Source organism: Rhodococcus sp. BP-349 (assembly GCF_019835845.1).
Lineage (GTDB): Bacteria > Actinomycetota > Actinomycetes > Mycobacteriales > Mycobacteriaceae > Rhodococcoides.
In genome coordinates, this window is record NZ_JABUDR010000003.1 from 654,405 (window position 1) to 679,559 (window position 25,155).

Genomic DNA, 25,155 nt, shown 5'->3' on the forward strand with positions numbered 1-25,155 from the left:
AAAGGCTGGGTCATGGTCAAGGCAGCGGTGCTCGGTTCTGGTTCGTGGGGAACCGCGTTCGCGAAGGTGCTCGCCGACGCGGGCACCGACGTGACCATGTGGGCGCGTCGAGAGGAACTCGCGACGTCCATCCAGGAGAACCACCGGAACGACGACTACCTTCCGGGAGTCGCACTGCCGGCGGCCATTCGAGCGACGCACGACGCGGCTGAGGCGTTGGACGGGGCCTGCACGGTCGTCCTCGCGGTGCCCTCGCAGGCGTTGCGTGCCAACCTGGCGGAGTGGGCTCCACTGATGGGCCCGGACGTCACCCTGCTCTCGCTCGCCAAAGGGATCGAGACCGGCACCCTCATGCGCATGTCGCAGGTGATCTGTCAGGTCACCGGTGCGGACCCGAGCCGCGTCGGCACGTTGTCGGGTCCGAACCTCGCCAAGGAGATCGCCGCCGAGCAACCCACCGCGACGGTCATCGCGTGCCCGGACTCGAATCGCGCGATCGCGCTGCAATCGGCGTGTGCCACGAGCTACTTCCGCCCGTACACGAACTCCGACGTGATCGGGTGCGAGATCGGCGGTGCGTGCAAGAACGTCATCGCCCTCGCGTGCGGCATGGCGGCGGGTATCGGTTTCGGGGAGAACTCGGTCGCCAGCATCATCACCCGCGGTCTCGCCGAGGTGACCAGGCTCGGTGTCGCGCTCGGGGCCAACCCGTCGACGCTCGCAGGTCTCGCCGGGGTGGGCGACCTCGTCGCCACGTGTTCGTCCCCGCTCTCGCGTAATCGCACGTTCGGTGAGCGGTTGGGCTCGGGTGGTTCGTTGGAGAGTGCCCAGGAGGCAGCGCACGGTCAGGTGGCCGAGGGTGTGAAATCGTGCACATCCATCCGGGCCCTCGCGGAGGCCTACGACGTCGAGATGCCGCTCACCGACGCGGTCCACCGGGTCTGCCACGAGGGCCTCTCCGTTCCGGACGCCGTGCACAGCCTCCTGGGGCGTCGTCACAAGCCGGAGTGAACCGGGGCGGTGCGCGTCACGTCTCGTCTCGGGTTCGCCGGTACGGTGCTCACGTGACCGATCCCATCAAGGTCGCCGTGATCTACGGCGGTCGAAGCAATGAACACTCCGTCTCCTGCGTCTCGGCAGGAAGCGTCATGCGTCACCTCGACTCGGACCGATTCGACGTGATCCCCATCGGGATCACGCGCGCAGGAACGTGGGTCCAGGGCACCGCCGACCCGACGGAGCTGCAGATCCGGGATCGCGTCCTCCCGTCGGTCGCCGATGAGGGCGTTCCGCTCGCTCTCGGGGTCGATCCCGAGAACCCCGGACGTCTCACGCGCGTCGTCGACGGGACGGGCGAGGACATCGGCGCGGTCGACGTCGTCTTCCCGGTTCTGCACGGCGCCTACGGCGAGGACGGCACGGTCCAGGGCCTGTTCGAGGTCGCCGGGATCCCCTACGTGGGACCGGGAGTCCTCGCGAGCGCCGCGGCGATGGACAAGGAGTTCACCAAGAAGCTGCTCGCGGCCGAAGGCCTGCCCGTCGGCCGCCAGGTCGTCCTGCGCCGCGATCGCGAGACTCTGACCGCCGACGAGCGCGACGTCATCGGGCTTCCCGCGTTCGTGAAGCCGGCCCGCGGCGGATCGTCGATCGGCATCACGCGCATCGTCGACTGGAACGAGTTGGACGACGCGGTGGCCGTTGCGCGAGAACATGATCCGAAGGTCGTGATCGAGGCGGGCATCGTCGGCCGCGAGGTGGAGTGCGGTGTACTGGAGATGCCGGACGGTTCCGTCCGCGCCAGCGTCGTCGCCGAGATCCGCATGGACGAGGCCCCGGAGTCGGCCGGCAGTGCGACGTTCTACGACTTCGACAGCAAGTACCTCGACGACGTGGTCGAGTTCGACATCCCGGCTCTGCTGGACGACGACGTCTCGACGGTGCTGCGGGAGATCGCGGTCCGTGCCTTCGCCGCGTTGGATCTGCAAGGTCTCGCGCGCGTCGACTTCTTCGTGACCGACGACGGTCCGGTGATCAACGAGATCAACACGATGCCCGGCTTCACGGCCATCTCGATGTACCCGCGGATGTGGGAGGCCACCGGCGTCGGGTACTCGGAGCTCGTCGGCACCCTGGTCGACACCGCCCTCGCCCGCGGGACCGGACTGCGCTGACGGGGGTCAGTTGATCGGAGCGGGGTCCAGCGGCGTCTGCGGAAGGGCGCCGGACACCGCGGCCGACAGGGCCTGGATCGGTGTGGGGCCGGTGCCGTCCGGGATCGTGGCGGCCGCGTACACACCCCGGTCGACGACGAACCAGGTGCTGGCGGCGATGCCTTGATCTGCTCCCGACACCCGGAACCACTGCACCCCGTCGACGACGTCGAGTGCGGCGGCCCGGTCGAAGTCGACCGGGCGGTCGAGGCCGCACCGCAGCACGATCGGGTCGGCGACGTCCTCGGACTGCCAGGCGGCCGCACCCACGGGCGCGGGATCGGCCAACTCGGCGCGGGTGAACGAGTCGAAGGTCTCGGGAAGTGCGCCGATCAGCGTCGCGCACTCGGTGCTCTCGGCGAGCGGTGAGGGAACGGCGCCGAGAGCGACGGCCTCGCGAACGGGTGTTCTGTTCGCCATGACCGCAGCGACGATGATGCCGACGACGAGTGCGACGGGCAGGGCGATCGCGGTGGCGACCAGGGCGGGATGCAGACCCGTGGCCGACTCGTCCGTCGCGGTCGATTCGTCCTGCTTCATCGTGCTCCCTCGTGTCGAACGGTCTCGGCGGAGACGTTACCCGCGCACCGGACGGGGACCCGGACGCCAGAGGACGACGAGGCCCCGTGGGATGCTGCACGACGGCGAACCACGACGGCGATGGAGGAGTTCTGTGTCACAGGCGGACGATCCCCCGACCGGGACGGTGGGAGACCTCGGCGAGTTCGCACTCATCGGCCGCGCGACGGCCGGCCGTGTCCACCCTCCGACGGTCACGATCGGACCGGGAGACGACGCGGCGGTGATCGCTGCCCCCGATTCTCGCGTCGTCGTCACGACGGACATGCTCGTGGAGGGTCGACACTTCCGCCTCGACTGGTCGAGTCACCACGACGTCGGCCGAAAGGCGATCGCGCAGAACGCCGCGGACGTCTCCGCGATGGGCGCGCGGTGCACGGGGTTCCTCGTCTCGATGTCGTGCCCGTCGACCACCGCGGTCTCGGACGTGGACGCGCTCACAGCGGGTCTGTGGGCGGAGGCGACCCGGGTCGGTGCGTCGATCGTCGGCGGAGACGTCACGGGCGGCGACCGGCTGGTGTTGTCGATCACCGCGTTGGGTGACCTCGAGGGTCGTCCACCGGTGCTGCGTTCCGGTGCGCGGCCGGGCGACGTCCTCGCACTGTCCGGAACCACCGGCCGGTCCGCTGCCGGGTGGGCACTGTACGAAGCGAGTTCGATCACCCACCCGGATCTGCTGGCAGCACACCGCGTCCCGACGCCCGACCCGGCCGACGGCCCGATCGCGGCACTCGCAGGAGCGACGTCGATGTGCGACGTGTCCGACGGTGTGATCGGCGACGCGGGACATCTGGCGTCGATGTCCGCTGTGCGGCTCGACATCTCGTCGGCCGACATGGAGATCCCCGAGGACCTCTCGCAGGCCGGTACCGAGCTCGGCGTCGACCCACTGCACTGGGCTCTGGGCGGCGGTGAGGACCACGTGCTGCTCGCGACCTTCGCCTCCGACGACGTGCCGAACGGCTGGCGTCGGATCGGATCCGTCAGTGCGGGAACAGGAGTCACGGTGGACGGTGTGCGATGGGAAGGACCTGCGGCATGGACGAGCTTCTGACGATCACGACCACACGGCTCGACGACGAGGACGTCGTGGCGATGATCGACGAGGTCCAGCAGGAGTACGTGCGGCGCTACGGCGGTCCCGACGAGACGCCGCTCGACGTCCGGGAGTTCCTGCCGCCGCACGGCGTGATGCTGCGGGCCGTGCTGGACGGCGCCGTCGTCGGTATGGGCGGCTGGCGGACCCACGAGCACGGGGGACCCGAGGCGGAGGGCCTGCGCACCGGTGACGCGGAGATCAAGCGGATGTACGTCCGCACCGAGGCGCGGGGCGCGGGCGTGGCGCGTGCGCTGCTCCGGACGATCGAGGACACGGCCCGCACTGCAGGCCGGCTCCGGCTGGTCCTCGAGACCGGACTGCGTCAACCCGAGGCCATCGGCCTCTACACCTCGAGTGGGTATCGCCCGCTCGTACCGAAGTTCGGCCTCTACCGGCACGAGGAGCAGTCGGTGTGCATGGTGAAGGATCTGACCGGATGACATGCTGGAGCCATGACCGTCTACGCACTCGGTGACCGCGAACCCGACATCCACCCCACCGCCTACGTGCATCCCGATGCCGTGGTCATCGGTGCGGTGACACTCGCTGCGGGAGTGTCGGTGTGGCCCGGGGCGGTGCTGCGCGGCGACTACGGGACCATCACCGTGGGGCAGGACACGAACATTCAGGACGGCACCGTCGTGCACTGCACGCCGATCCATCCGACCGTCATCGGTGCCGGATGCGTGGTCGGGCACAACGCGCACGTCGAGGGGGCCACCATCGGGGACGCGTGCCTCATCGCGTCGGGGTCCGTCGTCCTCAACGGTGCGTCCATCGGACCCGGCGCGATCGTCGGCGCCGGAGCCGTGGTCCCGTTCGACGCGGTCGTGCCCGAACGCCGTATGGCGCTGGGAGTTCCGGCCAAGGTCCGCGAGGGCCACGAGGTGGCGGAGGGGCACGTGGACGTCAACGTCGCGATGTACAAGGCCAACGCGGAGTACTACCGCGGCGCGCTGCGCGTGCTCTCGTGACGGCGCCCGTCGCGGATCCGGGGTGGGCGTCCGCGCTCGGTCCGGTGGCCGACGACATCGCCCGGATGGGCGACTTCCTGCGCGCCGAGAATGCTGCCGGGCGGGGCTACCTGCCCGCCGGCGAGGACGTGCTGCGCGCCTTCAGCCGCCCGTTCGAGGAGGTGCGTGTGCTGGTGCTGGGGCAGGATCCCTACCCGACGCCGGGACATGCTGTGGGACTGAGTTTCTCGGTGGCGCCCGACGTGCGTCCGGTACCGCGCAGCCTCGCGAACATCTTCGCCGAGTACAGCGCCGATCTCGGCCTGCCGACACCCACCACCGGTGATCTGTCGCCGTGGGCCGATCGCGGGGTGCTCCTGCTGAATCGTGTTCTCACCGTGGAACCGGGCAAGGCGGCGTCGCACCGGCGCAAGGGCTGGGAAGCGGTGACGGCGCAAGCGATCACCGCTCTGGTGGACCGCCCCGGCCGTTCCCTGGTCGCCGTCCTCTGGGGACGCGACGCCGCGACGGCCAAGCCCCTGCTCGGGTCCACGCCCACGGTCGAGTCCGTTCATCCTTCACCGCTGTCCGCGTCCCGGGGGTTCTTCGGCTCACGGCCGTTCAGCACCGTGAACGAGCATCTGGCCGCACTCGGCGAGGACCCCGTGGACTGGCGTCTGGACTGAGGCGGCCGTCAGTGGCCGAAGGACGGCCGACGCTTCTCCACGAACGCGTCGACACCCTCGATGCCGTCCGGGGTGGACGCCTGGTGGGAGATGGAGTCGGTCTCCGCGTCGAGCTGATCGGACAGCGTCGAGGAGTCCGAGGCGAGGAGCAACCGTTTGGTCGCACGGGAGACCTCGGTGGGCCCGGCGGCGAGAGAGCGGGCCACCCGCTCGGCCTCCGACGCGATGACGTCGTCACCGACCAACCGTGTCAGCAGGCCCAGGCGGTAGGCCTCGTCCGAGCCGAGAACGCCGTCGGTGAGCAGGATGTCGCGCGCGCGGCGGGTGCCGATGATGCGGGGGAGGGCCCACGTCAGGCCGCCGTCCGGAGTGAAGCCGAGCGCCGGGTACGCGGGACGGAGCCGGGTGGATCGACCGCCGATCGTGATGTCGGCGTGGCACACGAGCGACATGCCCGCCCCCGCCGCCCAGCCCGGCACTCCCGCCACGACGGGGACCGGCGCCGAGGTGAGCGCGCGGACGAAATCGTGGAAGGTGTCGGCGAGCTGCCGGACGAACGCACTTCTGTCGGGTGCCCCGTGGAAGGCGCGGACGTCGCCGCCGGCGCAGAAATTGGATTCGGCGCCGACCAGCAGCACGGCGCCCACGGACTCGTCGAGATCGGACAGCGCCGCGGCGCCTGCGGCCATCGCCTCGCCGTTCAGCACGTTGCCGCCGCGGGGCGTCGCCACCCGCACGTACAGGACGCCGTCCTCCACGGTGACAGGGGACGTGGCCGGGGAGTCGACTGATTCGGTCATCGTTCGAACTTAGACCAGGACTGCTCGGCTCCGGAAACGACAGAGTCGCCGGAGACGACAGAGGCCCCGATACCGAGGTATCGGGGCCCAGCCGTGAAAATCTCGTGCGGGAACGTCAGCCCCGGACCACCTTGCCGGCCTTGAGGCACGAGGTGCACACATTGAGCCGACGAGAGTTACCCGGCGCGACCTGCGCGCGGACGGTCTGGATGTTGGGGTTCCAGCGACGGTTGGTACGGCGGTGCGAGTGCGAAACCGACTTACCGAAGCCGGGTCCCTTGGCGCATACGTCGCAGACGGCAGCCATAGTCGCGAACTCCTTGGTATTCGAGGTGAGACCGGGACACGATTCGAACCGTGGCCGGTGTGGGGCAAGATCTTCGTGCAACTGCGCCCGATACCTCCGGGCATGCCGGACGCGTCAGACGCAACCCTGCAAGACTAGCCGCTCGGGTGCCCCGAGTCCAAACCGGCCCGCACGCGCCGATGCCGCAGGTGCCTGGTGGAATGGTCGCACAGATGGCGGCAGCATCAGGACGGGAGCAGCGCGGTGGTTCAGCTCGGTGACCGGCTCGACCACGTACTGGGTCGCAGGGCCGCCGATCCGCTCGAGACGGCGTTCGGTCTCGTCACGGTCGAGGACCTGCTGCGCCACTACCCCTTCCGCTACGTGACACAGGGTCAGGAGCTGGCCCGCAAGGACCCGGACGACGGTGAACGCATCACCGTCGTGGGGACGGTGTCCAAGGCGGACCTCGTGCCCATGAAGGCGCGCAAGGGCCACATGCTCAAGGTCGTGCTGACGTGCGACGGTCAGAACGTCTCCGCCACCTTCTTCAACGGTCACAAGGTGCGTCACAACATCACCGTGGGGTCGCGCGCGATGTTCTCGGGCACGGTCAAGTGGTTCCGGACGTCCTGGTCGCTGAACCACCCCGGCTACCTGATGCTCGAGGGGGACGAGGACGACCTGGTGGGGCGCCCGCACGGCGGCGGCGAGCTCGCCGGCATGGCTCGCGGCGCCACGGACAGTTCCGGTGCGGTGAACATGTCCATGCTGTCGCTTCCGTTCCTTCCCATGTACGCGGCGACGCGGGAGGTCGAGAGCTGGACCTTCCTGCGCTGCGTGCGTCAGGTCCTGGACCAGCTCGATCCCGTCGAGGATCCGTTGCCCGAGACGGTGCGCGCCGAGCACGCGCTGACGAGCCTCGACGACGCACTGCGGGTCGTGCACTTTCCGGAGTCCGAGGACGACATCGAGAACGCGCGCTACCGTCTGCGCTTCGACGAGGCGACGGCGTTGCAGTTGGTGCTCGCTGAACGGCGTCACTCGGTGGCGGTGCGCACGGCGCCGGCCTGCCCGCGCGTGGCCGACGGTGTCGCCGCCGCCTTCGACGAGGTTCTGCCGTTCGAGCTGACCGACGGGCAGAAGGAGGTCGCCGAGGAGATCGAGAGCGACCTGTCCCGCACTCGGCCGATGAGCCGGCTCCTGCAGGGTGAGGTGGGATCGGGCAAGACGATCGTTGCTCTGCGCGCCATGCTGCAGGTGGTGGACGCGGGACTGCAGTGCGCGCTGCTGGCACCCACCGAGGTGCTCGCCACACAGCACCACCGGTCGATCACGCGGCAACTCGGGGCGCTCGCGACGGCCGGGGAACTGGGTGCGCCCGACCGCGCCACCCGAGTGGTGCTGCTGACCGGATCGATGTCGACGGCCGCGAAACGTGCCGCACTGTTGTCGATCGTGACCGGAGACGCAGGCATCGTCATCGGCACTCACGCACTCATCCAGAGCACGGTGTCGTTCTTCGACCTCGGGATGGTGGTGGTCGACGAGCAGCACCGCTTCGGAGTCGAGCAGCGGGACGCGTTGCGCGCGAAGGCGAGAGAGGGCGTAAGCCCGCACCTGCTGGTCATGACGGCCACGCCCATTCCGCGGACGATCGCCATGACCACGCTGGGCGATCTCGAGACGTCCACCCTGCGTGAGCTTCCCCGCGGACGCGCGCCCATCCGCACCTCGGTCGTTCCCGCCCAGCACAGGCCCGCCTGGGTCGAGCGAGCGTGGAGCCGGATCTCCGAGGAGGTGGCCGCCGGCCGCCAGGCCTACGTGGTGTGTTCGCGGATCGGCGACGAGAAGCCCGAGGATCTCGGCAAGGACACTCCGGACACCGCGTCGGCCGTCGACGTGTACGAGTCGCTGAGCGCCGGCGCTCTGGCGAACCTGCGCGTCGGGTTGCTGCACGGGCGGCTGCCCACGGAGGAGAAGGACGAGGTGATGTCCGCGTTCAACGACGGCGACATCGACGTCCTCGTCTGCACCACCGTGGTGGAGGTCGGTGTCGACGTCCCCAACGCCACGGTCATGGTCATCGTCGACGCCGACCGCTTCGGTGTGAGTCAGTTGCATCAGTTGCGTGGCCGCATCGGTCGTGGCGGCCACCAGGGTCTGTGCATCCTGCTCACCGAACTCGCGCCGGGCACACCCACGTACGCGCGGCTCGACGCCGTCGCCGCGACCACCGACGGGTTCGAGCTCGCTGTTCTCGATCTACGGCAACGACGGGAGGGCGACGTGTTGGGCGCAGCGCAGTCGGGCACCACGACGACCCTGCGGCTGCTGTCGCTCCTCGATCACCTCGACATCATCACCGCGGCCCAGACCTTTGCCCGCGACGTCGTCGATCGAGACCCGGGGCTCGTGGAGCACCCCGGGCTCGCGGCGATGATGCGATCCGCGGTGGACGCGACCCGTGTCTCATATCTGGACAAGTCATAGCTCCGTCTCGCCCGTACTGAAGGTAGGTTGACCGGAATGTTCTCCAAGGTGCTGGTGGCAAATCGCGGCGAGATCGCGATCCGTGCGTTCCGCGCGGCGTACGAACTCGAGGCGCAGACGGTGGCGGTGTTCCCGTTCGAGGACCGCAATTCGGTGCATCGGACGAAGGCCGACGAGGCGTACGAGATCGGTGAGCCGGGGCATCCGGTGCGCAACTACCTGTCGGTCGATCTGATCGTGGACGCGGCGGTGCGTGCGGGTGCGGACGCGATCTATCCGGGGTACGGGTTCCTGTCGGAGAATCCGGAGTTGGCGGCGGCGTGTGCGGCGGCAGGGATCACGTTCGTGGGTCCGTCGGCGGAGGTGTTGGAGCTGACGGGGAACAAGGCGCGGGCGATCGCGGCGGCGAAGGATGCCGGGTTGCCGGTGTTGGCGTCGTCGGAGCCGTCGACGGACGTCGATGCGTTGGTGGCGGCGTCGGAGTCGATGACGTTCCCGGTGTTCGTCAAGGCGGTCGCGGGCGGTGGTGGCCGCGGTATGCGGCGGGTTGCGGAGCCGTCGGGGTTGCGTGCGGCGATCGAGGCGGCGGCGCGGGAGGCGGAGTCGGCGTTCGGCGATGCGACGGTGTTCCTGGAGCAGGCGGTGGTCGAGCCGCGGCACATCGAGGTGCAGATCCTCGCGGACACCCACGGCAACGTGATGCATCTGTTCGAGCGGGACTGCTCGGTGCAGCGTCGTCACCAGAAGGTGGTCGAGCTGGCGCCGGCGCCGAACATCTCGGACGAACTGCGGGCCCGGTTGTGCAGTGACGCTGTGGCGTTCGCGCGAAAGATCGGGTACTCGTGTGCGGGCACGGTGGAGTTCCTGGTGGACCGGGACGGCAATCATGTGTTCATCGAGATGAATCCGCGGATCCAGGTCGAGCACACGGTGACCGAGGAGATCACCGATGTCGATCTGGTGCAGTCGCAGTTGCGGATCGCCTCGGGGGAGTCGCTCGAGGATCTGGGGTTGCGGCAGGAGGACATCCGGATCCGGGGTGCGGCGATGCAGTGCCGCATCACGACCGAAGACCCGGCGAACGGGTTCCGCCCGGACACCGGCCGCATCACCGCGTACCGCACCCCGGGCGGTGCGGGTATCCGTCTCGACGGTGGGACGACGCTGGGTGCGGAGGTGTCGGCGTACTTCGACTCGATGCTGGTGAAGCTGACCTGCCGTGGACGCACGTTCGAGGACGCGGTGGCGCGGTCGCGGCGGGCGTTGGCGGAGTTCCGTATCCGCGGTGTGTCCACCAACATCGGTTTCCTGCAGGGACTTCTGCAGGACGAGGACTTCCGTGCGGGCAACGTCACGACGTCGTTCATCGAGGAGCGACCCGAGCTGTTGACGGCGCGGTCGTCCGGCGATCGCGGTACCAAGATCCTGACCTACCTCGCGGACGTGACGGTGAACAAGCCGCACGGCGAGCGTCCGAGCACGGTCTACCCACAGGACAAGCTGCCGGACATCGATCTGTCCGTCGCGCCGCGTGACGGGTCTCGGCAGCGGCTGCTCGAACTCGGTCCCGAGGGTTTCGCCCGCGACCTGCGTCAGCGAAAGGCGTTGGGCGTCACCGACACCACGTTCCGCGACGCCCACCAGTCGTTGTTGGCCACGCGCGTGCGGACCTCGGGACTGCTGATGGTCGCCCCCTACGTCGCGCGGACCACACCCGAGCTGTTGTCCATCGAGTGCTGGGGCGGCGCGACGTACGACGTGGCGTTGCGGTTCCTGCACGAGGATCCGTGGGAGCGGTTGGCGGCGCTGCGGGAGGCGGTGCCGAACATCGCTCTGCAGATGTTGCTGCGCGGGCGTAACACCGTCGGCTACACCCCGTACCCGGAGCGGGTGACGACAGCGTTCGTCGAGGAGGCGGCGGCGACGGGTGTGGACATCTTCCGCATCTTCGACGCGCTGAACAACGTCGATCAGATGCGCCCGGCGATCGACGCCGTCCGCGAGACGGGCACGACGATCGCCGAGGTGGCGATGTCGTACACCGGTGACCTGTCGAACCCGGACGAGAAGCTCTACACCCTCGACTACTACCTGCGGTTGGCGGAGCAGATCGTCGACGCGGGCGCGCACGTGTTGGCGATCAAGGACATGGCGGGGCTTCTGCGGGCGCCGGCGGCGACGACGTTGGTGACGGCGTTACGCAAGAATTTCGACCTGCCGGTGCACGTGCACACGCACGACACCCCGGGTGGCCAGTTGGCGACGTATCTGGCGGCGTGGCAGGCCGGTGCGGACGCCGTGGACGGGGCGTCGGCGTCGATGGCGGGCACGACCAGCCAGCCGGCGTTGTCGGCGATCGTCGCGGCGGCGGCGCACACCGACCGGGACACCGGGTTGGATCTGGCGGCGGTGTGCGATCTGGAACCGTACTGGGAGGCGATCCGAAAGGTGTACGCCCCGTTCGAGTCCGGGCTCCCCGCCCCGACGGGCCGCGTCTACACGCACGAGATTCCGGGTGGGCAGCTGTCCAATCTGCGTCAGCAGGCCATCGCGTTGGGCCTCGGAGACCGGTTCGAGGACGTGGAGAAGGCGTACGCGGACGCGGATCGGTTGTTGGGCCGGTTGATCAAGGTGACGCCGTCGTCGAAGGTCGTGGGCGATCTGGCGTTGCACCTCGTCGGCGCGGGTGTGTCGATGGAGGACTTCGCGGCGGATCCGGGGAAGTTCGACATCCCCGATTCGGTGATCGGGTTCCTGCGCGGCGATCTGGGCACCCCGGCCGGTGGGTGGCCGGAGCCGTTCCGGTCGACCGCGTTGGCGGGGCGCGGCGCCGGGCGCGGGGAGGCGACGTTGACGACGCAGGACGAGGTGCTGCTCTCCGGCACGTCGGCGGAGCGGCGGGATCGACTCAACCATCTGCTGTTCCCGGGGCCGGCGAAAGAGTTGGCGGAACACCGGGAGAAGTACGGCGACACCTCGGGGTTGTCGGCGAACCAGTTCTTCTACGGGTTGCGTCAGGGCGACGAGCATCGGGTGCGCCTGGAGAAGGGTGTGGACCTGCTGATCGGGTTGGAGGCGATCTCCGAGCCGGACGAGGCGGGGATGCGGACGGTGATGTGCATCCTCAACGGTCAGTTGCGGCCGGTGTCGGTGCGGGACAGGTCGATCTCGGCGGATGCGCCGACGACGGAGAAGGCGGATCGGGACGATCCGTCGCATCTGGCGGCGCCGTTCGCGGGTGTGGTGACGTTGACCGCGGAGGTGGGGCAGTCGGTGTCGGCGGGGGAGACGGTGGCGACGATCGAGGCGATGAAGATGGAAGCAGCCGTCACCGCGCCGCGGGCGGGCACCGTCACCCGTCTGGCTCTGTCCGGTGTCGCGCAGGTCGAGGGCGGGGACCTGATCTGCGTCATCGCCGTCGGCGACACCACCGACCGCTCCTGACAGGGTTCTCGCAGTGACCAGGATCGTGGCCGGGACGGCCGGCGGGCGTGCGCTCGTCGTGCCGTCCCGCGGCACCAGACCCACCGCGGACCGGGTCCGAGAGGCGCTCTTCAGTGCGCTCGAGAGCCGGATGTACCTCGACGGTGCGTCGGTGCTGGACCTGTACGCGGGGTCGGGCGCTCTCGGCCTCGAAGCGCTCTCGCGCGGAGCCGAGCACGTCGTCCTCGTCGAGAACGACGCGCGCGCGGCGGCCGTGGTCGCCCGGAACATCGAATCCGTGGGACTGCCGGGAGCACAGGTGCGGACCGCGCCCGTCGCGGCCGTCGTCGGCGGGACACCGGAGCGCCGCTACGACCTCGTGCTCGCCGATCCTCCGTACTCCGTGTCGGACGGCGCCGTGTCCTCGGTGTTGGACCGACTCGTCGAGGGCGAGTGGCTCGCCGAGGACGCCCTCGTGGTCGTCGAGCGGTCCTCGCGCTCGCCCGCGACGCTGTGGCCCGCTGGGCTCGTCGAATTGAAGGCCAAGCGCTACGGCGAGGCTCGCATCGACATGGCCCGGTTCGAGGTCGCGCAGATCGAGCACCCCGCACAGGGAAGCTGATACGTTCACCCACCATGAGCCGCGCCCTGGTCCCGGGATCCTTCGATCCGATCCACAACGGTCATCTCGACGTGATCTCCCGTGTCGCAACGCAATTCGACGAGGTCATCGTCACGGTGGTGGTCAACCCCAACAAGAGTGGTCTCTTCACCGTCGACGAACGGGTCGAGATGCTGGCGCAGGCCAGCACCCATCTGCAGGGCGTACGGGTCGCGACGTGGCAGGGGTTGCTCGTCGACTTCGCGTCGGAGTCCGGAGCCACCGCCATCGTCAAGGGCCTGCGCAACGCCGCCGACTTCGACTACGAGGTGCAGATGGCGCAGATGAACCGGCGACTCACCGGCGTGGACACGGTGTTCCTCGGAACCGACCCGGTGCACAGCAGCTTGTCCAGCTCGCTCATCAAGGAGATCGCCAGACTGGGCGGAGACGTCACGACGATGGTGCCGACCGCCGTGCACGACCGGCTGCTGGCCCGGCTGGCCGAGCGCGCCTGACCGGGCCGGACGGCGACACACCGAGGGACAATCGTGCGGACCGGTGCGCGTACCGGGCACACTGACACCGGAGATCGCGCCCGACGGGTGTGGTCGCCGAAGTCAGTGACTGTCGATCGAAGTGAGGGCCGAGCACGGTGTACCGGGTATTCGAGGCGCTCGACGAGCTCGTCGCGATCGTCGAGGAGGCGCGCGGCGTCCCGATGACCGCGGGATGCGTCGTCCCGCGTGGTGATGTGCTGGAGCTGCTGGACGACGTCCGAGACGCCATTCCGGGTGAGCTCGACGACGCGCAGGACGTGCTGGACCACCGCGACAAGCTGGTGTCGGACGCACGGACCGGTGCCGAGAAGACGATCTCGTCGGCCGACGCTGAAGCCACCAGCACGGTGGAGAACGCGCGGGAGGAGGCCGATCGACTCCTGGCCGACGCGAAGGCGCACGCCGACCGGATGGTCGCCGAAGCCACCGCCCACGCCGAGAGCCTGGTCGCCGACGCTACGGCCCGCGCCGACGGCACCATCGCGGACGCCGAACACGAGTACGAGACGTTGACCGAGCGCGGCCGCGTCGAGTCCGCTCGCTCGATCGACGCGGGTAAGGCGGCCTACGAGCGGTCCGTCGCCGAGGGTCTCGCCGAGCAGGACCGACTGGTGTCGCAGACCGAGGTGGTGCAGTCCGCGCACGCCGAGTCCGCTCGTGTCATCGATGCGGCGCACGCCGAGTCGGATCGTCTGCGTACCGAGTGCGACCTCTACGTCGACACGAAGTTCGCGGAGTTCGAGGAGATCCTCTCCGGCACGTTGCGGTCCGTCGGCCGTGGACGTCAGCAACTCCGCACGGGGAACGGTGTTCCGAGTTACGACACCGATTTCGCCGAGTCGCGTGGCGAGGGCCGCTCGCGCTGGTGACCGCCACGCTGGTCCCTCCTCGCGGGGGGGCTGCGGTGATTTGGCGCTGATCTGCCGCTCCCGTATCGTGGAGTGGTTGCCTGCACCGCCCGTGAAAGGATCGTTCGTTGTCTCCCGCTGCTCGTCGCCACTCCACCGAACCCGTCTCGGGGCTGGTGGTGGACACCCGTCGTCTGGGTCGCCGCGCAGGGTCGATGATGCCGGTCGCTCGCACCGTTCCCTCCCCGTCGCGTATCGGTCTGGACCTGATCGCGATCCAGGAGGGGGCCGACATCGACCTCGATCTCCGGTTCGAGTCGGTGTCCGAGGGCGTGCTCGTCAGCGGCACCGTCGACGCCGACACCGTCGGGGAGTGTTCGCGGTGCCTCGAGCCGTTCACCTCGCACGTACAGCTCCACCTCACGGAGCTGTACGCGTACCCGAACAGCGTCACCGAGGCCACGACGGACGAGGACGATCTCTACCGGGTCGAGGACGACGCGATCGATCTCGAACCACTGATCGTGGACGTGGCGGGGCTCACCCTGCCGCTGCGGCCCCTGTGCACCGAGGACTGCCAGGGACTGTGCCCGGAGTGCGGGATCCGCCTGTCGATTGCGGAACCGGGTCATGGACATGAGACACTTGATCCTCGCTGGGCCGGTCTCGCGGCGAAGCTGCAGACCGACACCGACCAGATCTAGTCGGCCGGCGCACCCTGCGCCTGCACGACCCGTGCTTCACCAGCACGACATTGCACCGAACGAGTACGAGGAGAAGTAGAAGTGGCTGTTCCGAAGCGCAAGATGTCGCGGTCCAACACCCGATCGCGACGCAGCCAGTGGAAGACCACTGCACCCACCCTCATCACCTGCCCCAACCGCGGGTGCGGCGAGAAGACCCTGCCCCACACGGTGTGCCCCAACTGCGGCACCTACAAGGGTCGCCAGGTCACCGCGGCAGTCTGACGGTGACCTCACAGTCGCCAGCGACAGACCGGAGCGGCGAGGACGATCATGCATCGCTTCTCGCCGCTCTTGGCGTGTCTCTGGACCACGACCTGCTCGTCCACGCTCTCACCCACCGCTCGTACGCGTACGAGAACGGTGGACTGCCCACGAACGAACGTCTCGAGTTCCTCGGAGACTCCGTCCTGGGTCTGAGCATCACCGAGCAGCTCTACAGCGCCCACCCCGACAAGTCGGAGGGCGAGCTGGCCAAGATCCGCGCGAGCGTGGTCAACATGCACGCGCTCGCGGAGGTGGCTCGCCAGCTCGGTGACGGCGGACTCGGCGCGCACCTGCTGCTGGGCAAGGGCGAGGAGATGACCGGCGGGCGCGACAAGCCGTCGATCCTCGCGGACGGCATGGAGTCGCTTCTCGGTGCCATTCACGTCGAGCACGGCATCGACGTCGCACGCGAGGTGGTGCTGCGTCTGTTCGACGCGTTGCTCGAGCGTGGACCGCGCCTCGGTGCCGGTCTCGACTGGAAGACCAGTCTCCAAGAGCTCACGGCCGAGAAGGGTCTGGGCGTTCCCGCGTACGAGATCACCGCGACGGGACCGGACCACGACAAGGAGTTCACGGCCACCGTGCTCGTCGGCGGGTCGCCGCACGGGCAGGGCGTGGGTCGTTCGAAGAAGGAAGCCGAGCAGCGCGCCGCCAGCGCGGCCTGGAACGCTCTCAGTGAATCGTCCTCCGCGGCGCTGATCGCCGGCCCCACCCCGGAGATGTCGTCCGACCGGAATGCCTGAACTCCCCGAGGTCGAGGTGGTGCGACGCGGACTCGCCTCGCACGTCGTGGGGGAGACCCTCGTCGACATCGAGGTCCTGCATCCGCGTGCCGCTCGACGGCATCTCGAGGGAAGTCTCGATCTCCAGTCGCGGCTGGCCGGCACCACCGTCGTGTCCGCTGAGCGCCGTGGCAAGTATCTCTGGCTCGTGGTCGTCGCGGACGACGACGCGACCGGGCCGCTCGAGTCGATCGTGGTGCACCTCGGCATGAGTGGGCAGATGCTCGTCCAGCCCGCGGACGCACCCGACGAGAAGCATCTCCGCATCCGGGCCCGACTGGGCAGCGGCACGGATCTGCGATTCGTCGATCAGCGAACGTTCGGCGGGTGGGCTGTCGCCGACCTCGTGGAGGTCGACGGCTCCCGGGTCCCGGTCCCTGTGGCGCACATCGCCCGCGACCCACTCGACCCCCAGTTCGACGCGGAGTCCGTGGTGACGGCGATGCGGGGCAAGCACACCGAGATCAAGCGCGCGCTCCTCGATCAGACCGTCGTGTCGGGCGTGGGCAACATCTACGCCGACGAGTCGTTGTGGCGCAGCAAGTTTCACGGCAATCGACTCACCGATTCACTGACTCGCCCGGCGCTGCGCAGGGTGCTGAACAACGCGCACGCTGTCATGGGGGAGGCACTGGCGCAGGGCGGCACCTCCTTCGACGCGCTGTACGTCAACGTGAACGGTCAGTCGGGGTACTTCGACCGGTCACTGGCCGCGTACGGCCAGGAGGGACTCCCGTGCCCTCGCTGCGGCGCTCCCATCCGCCGCGAGAAGTTCATGAATCGGTCGTCCTTCAGCTGTCCGAAGTGTCAGCCGCGGCCGCGCGAACGCCGGGCGTAAAGATCCCGTAAGCGCCGGCCCGGCCGGTGTCAGGATGTCGTGAGGATCGTCGTTCGGCTGGATCTGCGGTCGGATCCTGAACGCATGGCTGATCTCGTCTTTCTCTCGATCACGGTGGGCGGCTTCGCACTGCTGTTCGCCGTGGTCCGTGCGGTCGCATCGTGACCGCGGCCGGCACCACCACCGTCGTTCTCCTCGTGATCGCGGCGGCGCTGTGTGTCTACCTGCTCGTGGCGCTGCTCGATCCCGAACGGTTCTGACTCCGTGTTCACCGCTGCAGCAGGTCTGCAGATCGCGCTGGTCGTCCTCGTCCTCGCGCTCGCGTACGTCCCGCTCGGGGACTACATGGCTCGCGTGTTCGCCACCCCGTCGTCCGACTCGCGGGTCGAGTCCCTGCTCTATCGTCTGTGCCGCATCGATTCTCGCGTGGAGCAGACGCGCATCGGCTACACCACCAGCCTGCTCGGCTTCAGCGCCGCGAGCGTGCTGTTCCTCTACGGGCTGCAACGTCTACAGGGTGTTCTCCCGTTGAACGGTGGTCTGGCGGGGGTGAGTCCGGCGGTGGCGTTCGACACGGCCGTCTCGTTCGTCACCAACACCAACTGGCAGTCGTACACACCCGAGACGACCATGAGCAACTTCGTGCAACCGGTGGGTCTCGCGGTGCAGAACTTCGTGTCCGCCGCGGTGGGCCTCGCCGTGGCCGTGGCCGTGGTGCGCAGCTTCGTCCGAGTACGTGCCGGCGGTGAGCTCGGGAACTTCTGGGTCGACCTGACCCGTGGCACCCTGCGCATCCTGCTCCCGCTCGCGTTCGTCGTCGCGCTGATCCTGCTGACACAGGGCGTGGTCATGTCCTTCCGGACCGGTTTCGACGTCACGGGTCTGGACGGATCCGGCATCCGGAACGCCCTCGCGCCCGCAGCCTCGCAGGAGGCGATCAAGGAACTCGGCACCAATGGCGGCGGCATCTTCGCCGCGAACTCGGCGCACCCGTTCGAGAACCCCACGCCCCTGAGCAACGTGGTGCAGATCATCTCGCTGCTCCTCGTCCCCGTCAGCCTCACCAGGACCTTCGGCACGATGGTCGGCAGTCGCAGACAGGGTCTGACCCTGCTGTCCGTCATGGGCGTGCTGTGGGCAGCCATGCTCGCGGTGACCATGGCCGCCGAGTCCGGCGCACGTGGAGCAGCCGCCGCCGCGGCCGGCGCGATGATGGAGGGGAAGGAACAGCGCTTCGGACTCGCAGGATCGGCGCTGTTCGCGGTGAGCACCACCGGAACCTCCACCGGCGCAGTCAACTCCGCGCACGACAGCATGTCTCCGCTGGGCGGCGGCGCCGTGCTGCTGAACATGCTGTTCGGCGAGATCGCTCCCGGTGGTGTGGGTACCGGCCTGTACGGCCTGCTGGTGCTGGCGGTGATCGCCGTCTTCGTCGGTGGTCTGCTGGTGGGCCGGACCCCGGAGTACCTGGGCAAGAAGCTCGGGCGCCGCGAGATCACGATGGCCGCGCTGTCGGTTCTCGTCATGCCCGCCCTCGTCCTGGTGGGCACCGCCGTCACGGTCGCGCTGCCGTCCACGACGGGATACCAGGGAAACAGTGGAGATCCGGGTACGCCGTCCTCCGCGCACGGGTTCACCGAGGTGCTGTACGCGTACGCCTCCGCTTCGAACAACAACGGCAGTGCGTTCGGCGGACTGACCGTCACCAGCGATTGGTTCCAGATCTCACTGGCGGTGGCGATGTTGCTCGGCCGTTTCCTGCCCATCGTGTTCGTCCTCGCGATGGCCGGATCGCTCGTCACACAGCGCCGCGTCGCTCCCGGCGTCGGCACCCTCCCGACGACCGGACCCCTCTTCTCCGGGCTGCTACTGGGCACCGTCGTGCTCGTCGCCGCCCTCACCTTCTTCCCGGCGCTCTCGCTGGGACCCATCGCAGAGGCAGTCCAATGACGCTCGACACCGCCTCCACTCCGCGAGAGGAACTCTCCGCCGAACCCGCACCGGCTTCGGTCGCGTCGGGGTACTTCGACGTGAGACAACTGGCGACCTCGCTTCCCGGCGCGCTGCGCAAGCTCGATCCGCGCCACCAGGCCCGTAACCCCGTCATGTTCGTGGTGTTCGTCGGCTCGATCGTCACGACGGTGTTCGCCGTGCTCGACCCCACCGTGTTCGCGTGGGTCATCGCGGGGTGGCTCTGGTTCACCGTCGTGTTCGCGAACCTGGCCGAATCGGTCGCGGAGGGACGCGGCAAGGCGCAGGCCGCGACACTGCGCAGCGTCAAGCGCGACACCGAGGCGCGGCGCAGGCTTCCGGGCGGCGGCGAAGAACGCGTCGCGGCAACGGAACTCGCAGTGGGCGACCTCGTCGTCGTGGACGCGGGGGAGGTGATACCCGGGGACGGCGACGTCGTGGAGGGCATCGCCTCCGTCGACGAGTCGGCGATCACGGGCGAGTCCGCACCGGTGGTCCGCGAATCGGGCGGGGACCGCAGCGCCGTCACGGGCGGCACCACGGTGCTGTCGGACAGCATCGTCGTCCGGGTGACCGCCGCGCAGGGACACACGTTCGTCGACCGCATGATCGCGCTCGTGGAGGGTGCGGCACGCCAGAAGACGCCCAACGAGATCGCGCTGAACATTCTGCTGGCGTCCTTGACGGTGGTGTTCCTCTTCGCCGTCGTCGCGATCGGCCCGATGAGCGACTACGCCGGTGACGGCCGGAGCCCCGTGGAACTGATCGCGCTCCTGGTGTGTCTGATTCCCACCACGATCGGCGCGCTGTTGTCCGCCATCGGGATCGCGGGCATGGACCGTCTCGTGCAGCGCAACGTGCTGGCCATGTCCGGACGCGCCGTGGAGGCGGCGGGCGACATCGACACACTGCTCATGGACAAGACCGGCACCATCACCTTCGGCAATCGCCGCGCGACGGCAGTGTTCCCGGCGCCGGGGATCAGCCGGGTCGCGCTGATGCGTGCCTCGTGGCTGTCGTCCGCCGCGGACGGGACTCCCGAGGGCCGGAGCATCGTCGACCTGTGTGCCGCGGACGGAGCGGGCGACACGGACTCGGGGGTCCCCGACGGGGCCGAGTTCGTCCCCTTCACCGCGCAGACCCGGATGAGTGGACTCGACACCGGTGCCGCGTCCGTCCGCAAGGGTGCCGCCGACACCGTCGTCGCCTGGGTCCGCGACCTCGGCGGACCGGACACCGCGCCCGACGAGGTCCGGGCCCGTATCGAGGAGGTCGCGCAGGCCGGGGGTACGCCATTGCTGGTCGCGGAGGCCCGCTCCGGGAGCGCGGCCCGGATACTGGGTGTGGTCCAGCTGTCGGACGTGGTCAAGCCGCACATCGCGGAACGATTCGCCCGACTGCGTGCCATGGGAATCAGGACCGTGATGGTGACGGGCGACAACCCGTTGACGGCGCGCGCGATCGCGGCCGAGGCGGGCGTCGACGACGTCCTGGCCGAGGCCACCCCGGAGGACAAGCTCGCTCTCATCCGGCGTGAGCAGGAGGGTGGACGCCTCGTCGCGATGACGGGCGACGGCACCAATGACGCGCCCGCGCTGGCGCAGGCGGACGTCGGTGTCGCGATGAACACCGGGACCTCGGCGGCGAAGGAGGCCGGGAACATGGTGGATCTCGACTCCGATCCGACCAAACTCATCGAGATCGTCGAGGTGGGCAAGCAGTTGCTCATCACCCGCGGTGCACTGACGACGTTCTCCCTGGCGAACGACCTGGCCAAGTACTTCGCAATCCTGCCGGCCATGTTCTCGACGCTGTATCCGCAACTCGGCGTGCTGAACATCATGCATCTGGCGACACCGCAGTCGGCCATCGTCTCGGCCGTGGTCTTCAACGCCCTGGTGATCGTGTTCCTGATCCCGTTGGCGCTCAGAGGTGTTCGCTACACCCCGGCCACCGCCTCGACGCTGCTGCGCCGCAACCTCGCGATCTACGGCGTGGGCGGAGTCGTCGCTCCCTTCCTGGGCATCTGGCTCCTCGATCTCGTCGTCCGACACATCCCCGGAATGAGCTGACCATGACCACCGTCTCCACCGCACTGCGCCAGGTCCTCGCCGGACTCGCCGTGCTGCTCGCTCTCACCGTCGTCCTCGGAGTCGCCTACCCGGCTGCCGTGTGGGGAGTCTCGCGTCTCGGCGCGCACTCCGCCGAGGGATCCGCGCTCGTCGATGCCGACGGATGCGTCGTCGGCAGCGCCCTGACGGCGGTCGACCCGGTGGTCGCCGACGGGCAGCCGGACCCGTTCTTCCACCCGCGGGTGACGGGGTCGCTCACCGGCGGCGCCGACGGCGGACCCGACGCGTTCGCCGCCGGCGACCCGTCCGCAGCGCTGCCGCTGAACCAGGGTCCGAGCAGCGAGCTCCTCGCAGCCATGGTCGACGCCCGCCGTGCTGCGGTCGCCCAGCGCGAGAACGTCGACCCGGCCGAGGTGCCCGTCGACGCCGTCACCGGGTCGGGATCCGGTGTGGACCCGGACATCTCGCCTGCCTACGCGGCACTGCAGGTTTCGCGCGTCGCCGCGGCCACCGGTCTGTCCGATGCCGAGGTCCGGGCCCGGGTGCAGGAGAACACCAGCGGTCGCACGCTGGGCGTCCTCGGCGAGCCCGCGGTCCACGTGCCGGCGCTCAACGTGGCACTGGGACTCACGGCGCCGGGCTGCGGCACGTCTGCCACCGACGGGGGATGATGGCAGCGTGAGGACGACCGGGCGCCGTGACCTGCGCAACGCTGGGCAGGAACGGGGATCGCTGCGCATCTATCTCGGCGCGGCCCCCGGCGTCGGGAAGACGTTCGCCATGCTCGGTGAGGCGCATCGTCGACAGGGTCGTGGCTGCGACGTCGTCGCCGGCATCGTGGAGACCCATGGCCGACCGAGGACGGCAGAACTCGCGGACGGCATCGAGTTCCTGGCGCCCGCGCTGGTGTCCCATCGCGGAACGGCGATGCCCGAGCTCGATGTCGACGCGGTGATCCGCCGCCGTCCCTCCCTGGTTCTGGTGGACGAACTGGCGCACACCAACACGCCGGGCAGTCGGCACCCGAAACGATGGCAGGACGTGGCGGACATCCTGGACGCCGGCATCGACGTCGTCTCGACGGTCAACGTGCAGCACCTCGAAAGCCTGAACGATGTCGTGCAGCAGATCACGGGAGTGGCTCAGCGCGAGACGGTTCCGGACGAATTCGTGCGCGCGGCGGACCAGGTGGAACTGGTCGATGTCGCACCGGAGGCGTTGCGCCGCAGACTCGTGCACGGCAACGTCTACGCGCCGGAGAAGGTCGACGCGGCGTTGAGCAACTTCTTCCGCACCGGAAACCTCACGGCGCTCAGAGAGCTGGCCTTGCTGTGGCTCGCGGACCAGGTCGACGCGGCACTCGCGCGGTATCGCGCGGACAACGCCATCGCCGACACCTGGGAAGCGCGAGAGCGCGTCGTCGTGGCGGTCACGGGCGGACCCGAGTCCGACACCCTCGTGCGCCGCGCGAGCCGGATCGCCGCGAAGTCCAGCGCCGAACTCATGGTGCTGCACGTGGTGCGAGGTGACGGGTTGGCGGGGGTGTCGGCCGCACACATGGGCGCGGTACGCACTCTGGCAGGTGCTCTGGGCGCGTCGATGCACAGTGTCGTCGGCGACGACGTGCCCGTGACGCTGCTCGAGTTCGCCCACGGGGTGAACGCGACGCAACTCGTGCTCGGAACGTCGCGCCGCTCACGGTGGGCACGGGCCGTCGACGAGGGCATCGGTTCGACCGTGGTGCAGAACTCCGGTGCGATCGACGTCCACATGGTCACGCACGATCACGCCTCCACCGGAGTCCGGCGACTGTCGTCACCGACCGTCCGGCGCCCGGTCGCCTGGATCGCCGCGCTCGCCGTACCGGCGGTGGCGGCGGGGTTGATCTCGCTCGTGGACGACCTTCTCGATCTCGGCGGCGAGAGCGCGCTGTTCTTCATCGTCGTGCTGGCGGTGTCCCTGCTCGGCGGTGTGGCCCCCGCCGTTCTGTCGGCGCTGTTCTCCGCCCTGCTGCTGAACTTCCTCTTCACCGAACCGCGCTACAGCTTCACCATCGCCGAGCCGGACAACTTCGTGACGACAGTGGTGCTGCTCGTCGTCGCCGTGGCGGTGGCCGTGCTGGTCGACGCGGCCGCCCGGCGGGCGCGGGACGCCCGCAGCGCCTCGCAACAGGCGGAGCTGCTGGCGCTGTTCGCCGGATCGGTGCTGCGTGGCGCCGACCTGCCGGCTCTGCTCGAGCGGGTGCGCGAGACGTACGGGCAGCGCGCCGTGGCGGTGCTGCGCTCGGGTCACGGCGTCGTCAGTGCAGTGGGTGAGAATCCGCCCACGAACGTGGACGACGCCGACACCGCGGTGGAGGTGAGCGACGAGGAGTACGCGCTCGTCCTCGCGGGGCATCGCACCCGCGCCACCGACCGGCGGGTCCTCACGGCGGTCGCCAATCAGGCCGTCGGCCTGATCCGCCAGAGCGAACTCGCCGCGGAGGCGAGCACCGCCGCGGCCGCCGTCGAGTCGGACACACTGCGGCGGGCACTGCTGTCCGCGGTGGGACACGACCTGAGGACGCCGCTGGCCGCGGTCAAGGCCGCCGCCTCGAGTCTGCGCAGCGAGGATGTCACCTTCTCGCCCGAGGACACCGCGGAGTTGCTGGCGACGGTCGAGGAGTCGGCGGATCAGCTCACCGCGCTGGTGGAGAACCTGCTCGACTCCTCGCGCCTGGCCGCCGGCGTCGTACGGCCGGTGTCGGCGCGTGTCTTCCTCGACGAGGTGGTGCACCGTGCGTCGGCCTCCGTCGGTCCGGCGCGGTCCCGTCTGCAGGTGGAGGTGGGAGATCTGTCGGTGCTCGCGGACGAGGGTCTGCTGGAACGGGTGGTGGCCAACCTGATCGACAACGCGGTGCGGTACGCACCCCACGGCGAGATCCGCGTGTCCGCTCGTGTCGACGACGACCGCGTCCGACTCGCCGTGGCGGACCACGGGCCCGGTATCGCGGACGGCTCGGAGGAGACCGTCTTCGACGCGTTCCAGCGGCTCGGGGATCGTGACACCACCACCGGCGTCGGCCTCGGACTGTCCGTGGTGCGCGGCTTCGTCGAGGCCATGCACGGGACGGTGTCGACGGAGCGCACCGTCGGCGGCGGACTGACCGTCACCGTCGACCTGCCGGCGGCGTCGTGACCGAGGACGCGAGAACGACCGAGACGCCTCGGCCCGGACCGCCGCCCACCCGCGTCCTCGTCGTCGACGACGAGCCGCAGTTGCTGCGGGCGCTGCGCATCAATCTCGGGGTGCGGGGCTACGACGTGTCGACGGCGTCGACCGGAGCGGGAGCTCTGCGCGCCGCCGCCGAACGGCACCCGGACGTGATCGTCCTCGACCTGGGTCTGCCGGATCTCGACGGCCTGGAGGTGCTGGCCGGACTTCGCGGGTGGACCACCGTGCCCGTCATCGTGCTGTCCGCCCGCTCCGATTCCGGCGACAAGGTCGACGCGCTCGACGCGGGTGCGGACGACTACGTGACCAAGCCGTTCGGCATGGACGAGTTCCTCGCCCGGCTGCGGGTCGCCGTGCGGCGCGCCGCACGCACGGCCGACGGCGAGGGCGAGGCGGTCGTCGTGACCGACTCGTTCACCGTGGATCTGGCCGCGAGATCGGTGACGCGCGACGGGCAGCCGGTGCACCTCACCCCCACCGAGTGGGGCATGCTCGAGATGCTGGTGCGACACCGCGGCAAGCTGGTCGGACAGCGAGAGTTGCTGCGCGAGGTGTGGGGTCCGGCCTACGAGACCGAGACCCACTATCTGCGCGTGTATCTCGGTCAGCTGCGCCGCAAACTCGAACCCGATCCCGCGCATCCGCGCCACCTGCTGACCGAGGCCGGCATGGGGTATCGCTTCCGGACCTGATGCGCCTCACCGACCGCGACCCACGGCTCGGATAGGTTG

The 25,155-nt window shown here is 69.3% G+C and carries 25 protein-coding genes; 22 read left to right on the forward strand and 3 right to left on the reverse strand.

Annotation, left to right across the window (positions count from 1 at the left end):
- Positions 1–12: 12 nt before the first annotated feature.
- Both HQ325_RS19460 and HQ325_RS19465 read left to right on the forward strand, forming a co-directional pair.
- On the forward strand, positions 13–1,011 hold the full coding sequence (locus HQ325_RS19460) for an NAD(P)H-dependent glycerol-3-phosphate dehydrogenase (protein WP_222631864.1): 999 nt from the start codon (positions 13–15) through the stop codon (positions 1,009–1,011).
- Positions 1,012–1,064: 53 nt separating this feature from the next.
- Positions 1,065–2,171 carry a D-alanine--D-alanine ligase family protein gene (locus HQ325_RS19465; protein WP_222631866.1) on the forward strand — a complete coding sequence of 369 codons (1,107 nt, stop codon included), beginning with the start codon at positions 1,065–1,067 and terminating at the stop codon, positions 2,169–2,171.
- 6 nt (positions 2,172–2,177) lie between these two features.
- Here HQ325_RS19465 and HQ325_RS19470 read toward each other — a convergent pair whose 3' ends face one another.
- Entirely contained in the window at positions 2,178–2,750 is a 573-nt protein-coding gene (locus HQ325_RS19470) for a DUF3515 domain-containing protein (protein WP_222631868.1), read from the reverse strand.
- Between the two features lie 133 nt (positions 2,751–2,883).
- Here HQ325_RS19470 and HQ325_RS19475 point away from each other — a divergent pair, with 133 nt between their 5' ends.
- From HQ325_RS19475 to HQ325_RS19485, 4 genes are read left to right on the forward strand one after another with little or no spacing between them, the layout of a single operon-like run.
- Complete coding sequence (locus HQ325_RS19475) at positions 2,884–3,843, forward strand: thiamine-phosphate kinase (protein WP_308014659.1); 960 nt, start codon at positions 2,884–2,886, stop codon at positions 3,841–3,843.
- The gene (locus tag HQ325_RS19480; protein ID WP_222631872.1) at positions 3,828–4,328 is read left to right on the forward strand and encodes a GNAT family N-acetyltransferase; all 501 of its coding nucleotides are present in this window, start codon (positions 3,828–3,830) and stop codon (positions 4,326–4,328) included. Before HQ325_RS19475 ends, HQ325_RS19480 begins: the two co-directional genes overlap by 16 nt.
- A gap of 12 nt (positions 4,329–4,340) precedes the next feature.
- A complete protein-coding gene (locus tag HQ325_RS22675) occupies positions 4,341–4,862 on the forward strand; it encodes a gamma carbonic anhydrase family protein (RefSeq protein ID WP_261778539.1) in 522 nt (173 codons plus the stop codon).
- Positions 4,859–5,527, forward strand: a complete 669-nt coding sequence (locus HQ325_RS19485) for a uracil-DNA glycosylase (RefSeq protein ID WP_308014657.1) — start codon at positions 4,859–4,861, stop codon at positions 5,525–5,527. Before HQ325_RS22675 ends, HQ325_RS19485 begins: the two co-directional genes overlap by 4 nt.
- Positions 5,528–5,535: 8 nt before the next feature.
- Here HQ325_RS19485 and HQ325_RS19490 read toward each other — a convergent pair whose 3' ends face one another.
- Positions 5,536–6,327 (reverse strand): enoyl-CoA hydratase/isomerase family protein, encoded by a 792-nt coding sequence (locus HQ325_RS19490; RefSeq protein ID WP_222631876.1) that lies wholly within the window; start codon positions 6,325–6,327, stop codon positions 5,536–5,538.
- A gap of 115 nt (positions 6,328–6,442) precedes the next feature.
- Positions 6,443–6,634 (reverse strand): 50S ribosomal protein L28, encoded by a 192-nt coding sequence (rpmB, locus tag HQ325_RS19495; protein ID WP_042576517.1) that lies wholly within the window; start codon positions 6,632–6,634, stop codon positions 6,443–6,445.
- Positions 6,635–6,877: 243 nt separating this feature from the next.
- On the opposite strand from rpmB, the gene recG reads away from it, so the two are divergent.
- From recG to HQ325_RS19570, 16 genes are all read left to right on the forward strand, one after another.
- On the forward strand, positions 6,878–9,106 hold the full coding sequence (gene recG / locus HQ325_RS19500) for an ATP-dependent DNA helicase RecG (protein WP_222631878.1): 2,229 nt from the start codon (positions 6,878–6,880) through the stop codon (positions 9,104–9,106).
- Positions 9,107–9,142: 36 nt separating this feature from the next.
- Complete coding sequence (locus HQ325_RS19505) at positions 9,143–12,550, forward strand: pyruvate carboxylase (protein ID WP_222631880.1); 3,408 nt, start codon at positions 9,143–9,145, stop codon at positions 12,548–12,550.
- Between the two features lie 13 nt (positions 12,551–12,563).
- Complete coding sequence (gene rsmD, locus HQ325_RS19510) at positions 12,564–13,151, forward strand: 16S rRNA (guanine(966)-N(2))-methyltransferase RsmD (protein WP_222631881.1); 588 nt, start codon at positions 12,564–12,566, stop codon at positions 13,149–13,151.
- Between the two features lie 14 nt (positions 13,152–13,165).
- On the forward strand, positions 13,166–13,648 hold the full coding sequence (gene coaD / locus HQ325_RS19515; protein ID WP_222631883.1) for a pantetheine-phosphate adenylyltransferase: 483 nt from the start codon (positions 13,166–13,168) through the stop codon (positions 13,646–13,648).
- Positions 13,649–13,785: 137 nt separating this feature from the next.
- On the forward strand, positions 13,786–14,559 hold the full coding sequence (locus tag HQ325_RS19520) for a DivIVA domain-containing protein (protein ID WP_222631885.1): 774 nt from the start codon (positions 13,786–13,788) through the stop codon (positions 14,557–14,559).
- A 194-nt stretch (positions 14,560–14,753) separates the two neighbouring features.
- Complete coding sequence (locus tag HQ325_RS19525) at positions 14,754–15,242, forward strand: DUF177 domain-containing protein (protein WP_222632603.1); 489 nt, start codon at positions 14,754–14,756, stop codon at positions 15,240–15,242.
- Between the two features lie 81 nt (positions 15,243–15,323).
- Complete coding sequence (gene rpmF, locus HQ325_RS19530; RefSeq protein ID WP_027504976.1) at positions 15,324–15,506, forward strand: 50S ribosomal protein L32; 183 nt, start codon at positions 15,324–15,326, stop codon at positions 15,504–15,506.
- 2 nt (positions 15,507–15,508) lie between these two features.
- Positions 15,509–16,291 (forward strand): ribonuclease III, encoded by a 783-nt coding sequence (gene rnc / locus HQ325_RS19535; RefSeq protein ID WP_222631887.1) that lies wholly within the window; start codon positions 15,509–15,511, stop codon positions 16,289–16,291.
- Complete coding sequence (gene mutM, locus HQ325_RS19540) at positions 16,284–17,168, forward strand: bifunctional DNA-formamidopyrimidine glycosylase/DNA-(apurinic or apyrimidinic site) lyase (RefSeq protein WP_222631888.1); 885 nt, start codon at positions 16,284–16,286, stop codon at positions 17,166–17,168. Before rnc ends, mutM begins: the two co-directional genes overlap by 8 nt.
- Before the next feature lie 39 nt (positions 17,169–17,207).
- Complete coding sequence (locus tag HQ325_RS22680) at positions 17,208–17,333, forward strand: hypothetical protein (RefSeq protein WP_261778542.1); 126 nt, start codon at positions 17,208–17,210, stop codon at positions 17,331–17,333.
- On the forward strand, positions 17,330–17,428 hold the full coding sequence (gene kdpF, locus HQ325_RS19545) for a K(+)-transporting ATPase subunit F (RefSeq protein ID WP_222631889.1): 99 nt from the start codon (positions 17,330–17,332) through the stop codon (positions 17,426–17,428). Before HQ325_RS22680 ends, kdpF begins: the two co-directional genes overlap by 4 nt.
- 4 nt (positions 17,429–17,432) lie before the next feature.
- Complete coding sequence (kdpA, locus tag HQ325_RS19550; RefSeq protein WP_222631890.1) at positions 17,433–19,118, forward strand: potassium-transporting ATPase subunit KdpA; 1,686 nt, start codon at positions 17,433–17,435, stop codon at positions 19,116–19,118.
- Complete coding sequence (gene kdpB / locus HQ325_RS19555) at positions 19,115–21,211, forward strand: potassium-transporting ATPase subunit KdpB (RefSeq protein WP_222631891.1); 2,097 nt, start codon at positions 19,115–19,117, stop codon at positions 21,209–21,211. Before kdpA ends, kdpB begins: the two co-directional genes overlap by 4 nt.
- A gap of 2 nt (positions 21,212–21,213) precedes the next feature.
- Positions 21,214–21,882: a potassium-transporting ATPase subunit C gene (locus HQ325_RS19560; protein WP_222631892.1), complete on the forward strand. Its 669-nt coding sequence runs from the start codon at positions 21,214–21,216 to the stop codon at positions 21,880–21,882.
- Entirely contained in the window at positions 21,863–24,388 is a 2,526-nt protein-coding gene (locus tag HQ325_RS19565; RefSeq protein ID WP_374107259.1) for a DUF4118 domain-containing protein, read from the forward strand. Before HQ325_RS19560 ends, HQ325_RS19565 begins: the two co-directional genes overlap by 20 nt.
- Positions 24,385–25,116 (forward strand): response regulator, encoded by a 732-nt coding sequence (locus tag HQ325_RS19570; RefSeq protein ID WP_222631894.1) that lies wholly within the window; start codon positions 24,385–24,387, stop codon positions 25,114–25,116. Before HQ325_RS19565 ends, HQ325_RS19570 begins: the two co-directional genes overlap by 4 nt.
- The last annotated feature ends 39 nt before the right edge of the window (positions 25,117–25,155 follow it).

Excerpts from the sequence above, each read along its gene's own strand:
- HQ325_RS19460 (WP_222631864.1), top strand. The coding sequence starts at position 13 with ATGGTCAAGGCAGCGGTGCTCGGTTCTGGTTCGTGGGGAACCGCGTTC.
- HQ325_RS19470 (WP_222631868.1), bottom strand. The coding sequence starts at position 2,750 with ATGAAGCAGGACGAATCGACCGCGACGGACGAGTCGGCCACGGGTCTG.
- HQ325_RS19480 (WP_222631872.1), top strand. The coding sequence starts at position 3,828 with ATGGACGAGCTTCTGACGATCACGACCACACGGCTCGACGACGAGGAC.
- HQ325_RS22675 (WP_261778539.1), top strand. The coding sequence starts at position 4,341 with ATGACCGTCTACGCACTCGGTGACCGCGAACCCGACATCCACCCCACC.
- HQ325_RS19490 (WP_222631876.1), bottom strand. The coding sequence starts at position 6,327 with ATGACCGAATCAGTCGACTCCCCGGCCACGTCCCCTGTCACCGTGGAG.
- rpmB (WP_042576517.1), bottom strand. The coding sequence starts at position 6,634 with ATGGCTGCCGTCTGCGACGTATGCGCCAAGGGACCCGGCTTCGGTAAG.
- HQ325_RS19505 (WP_222631880.1), top strand. The coding sequence starts at position 9,143 with ATGTTCTCCAAGGTGCTGGTGGCAAATCGCGGCGAGATCGCGATCCGT.
- coaD (WP_222631883.1), top strand. The coding sequence starts at position 13,166 with ATGAGCCGCGCCCTGGTCCCGGGATCCTTCGATCCGATCCACAACGGT.
- HQ325_RS19525 (WP_222632603.1), top strand. The coding sequence starts at position 14,754 with ATGATGCCGGTCGCTCGCACCGTTCCCTCCCCGTCGCGTATCGGTCTG.
- mutM (WP_222631888.1), top strand. The coding sequence starts at position 16,284 with ATGCCTGAACTCCCCGAGGTCGAGGTGGTGCGACGCGGACTCGCCTCG.
- kdpB (WP_222631891.1), top strand. The coding sequence starts at position 19,115 with ATGACGCTCGACACCGCCTCCACTCCGCGAGAGGAACTCTCCGCCGAA.
- HQ325_RS19560 (WP_222631892.1), top strand. The coding sequence starts at position 21,214 with ATGACCACCGTCTCCACCGCACTGCGCCAGGTCCTCGCCGGACTCGCC.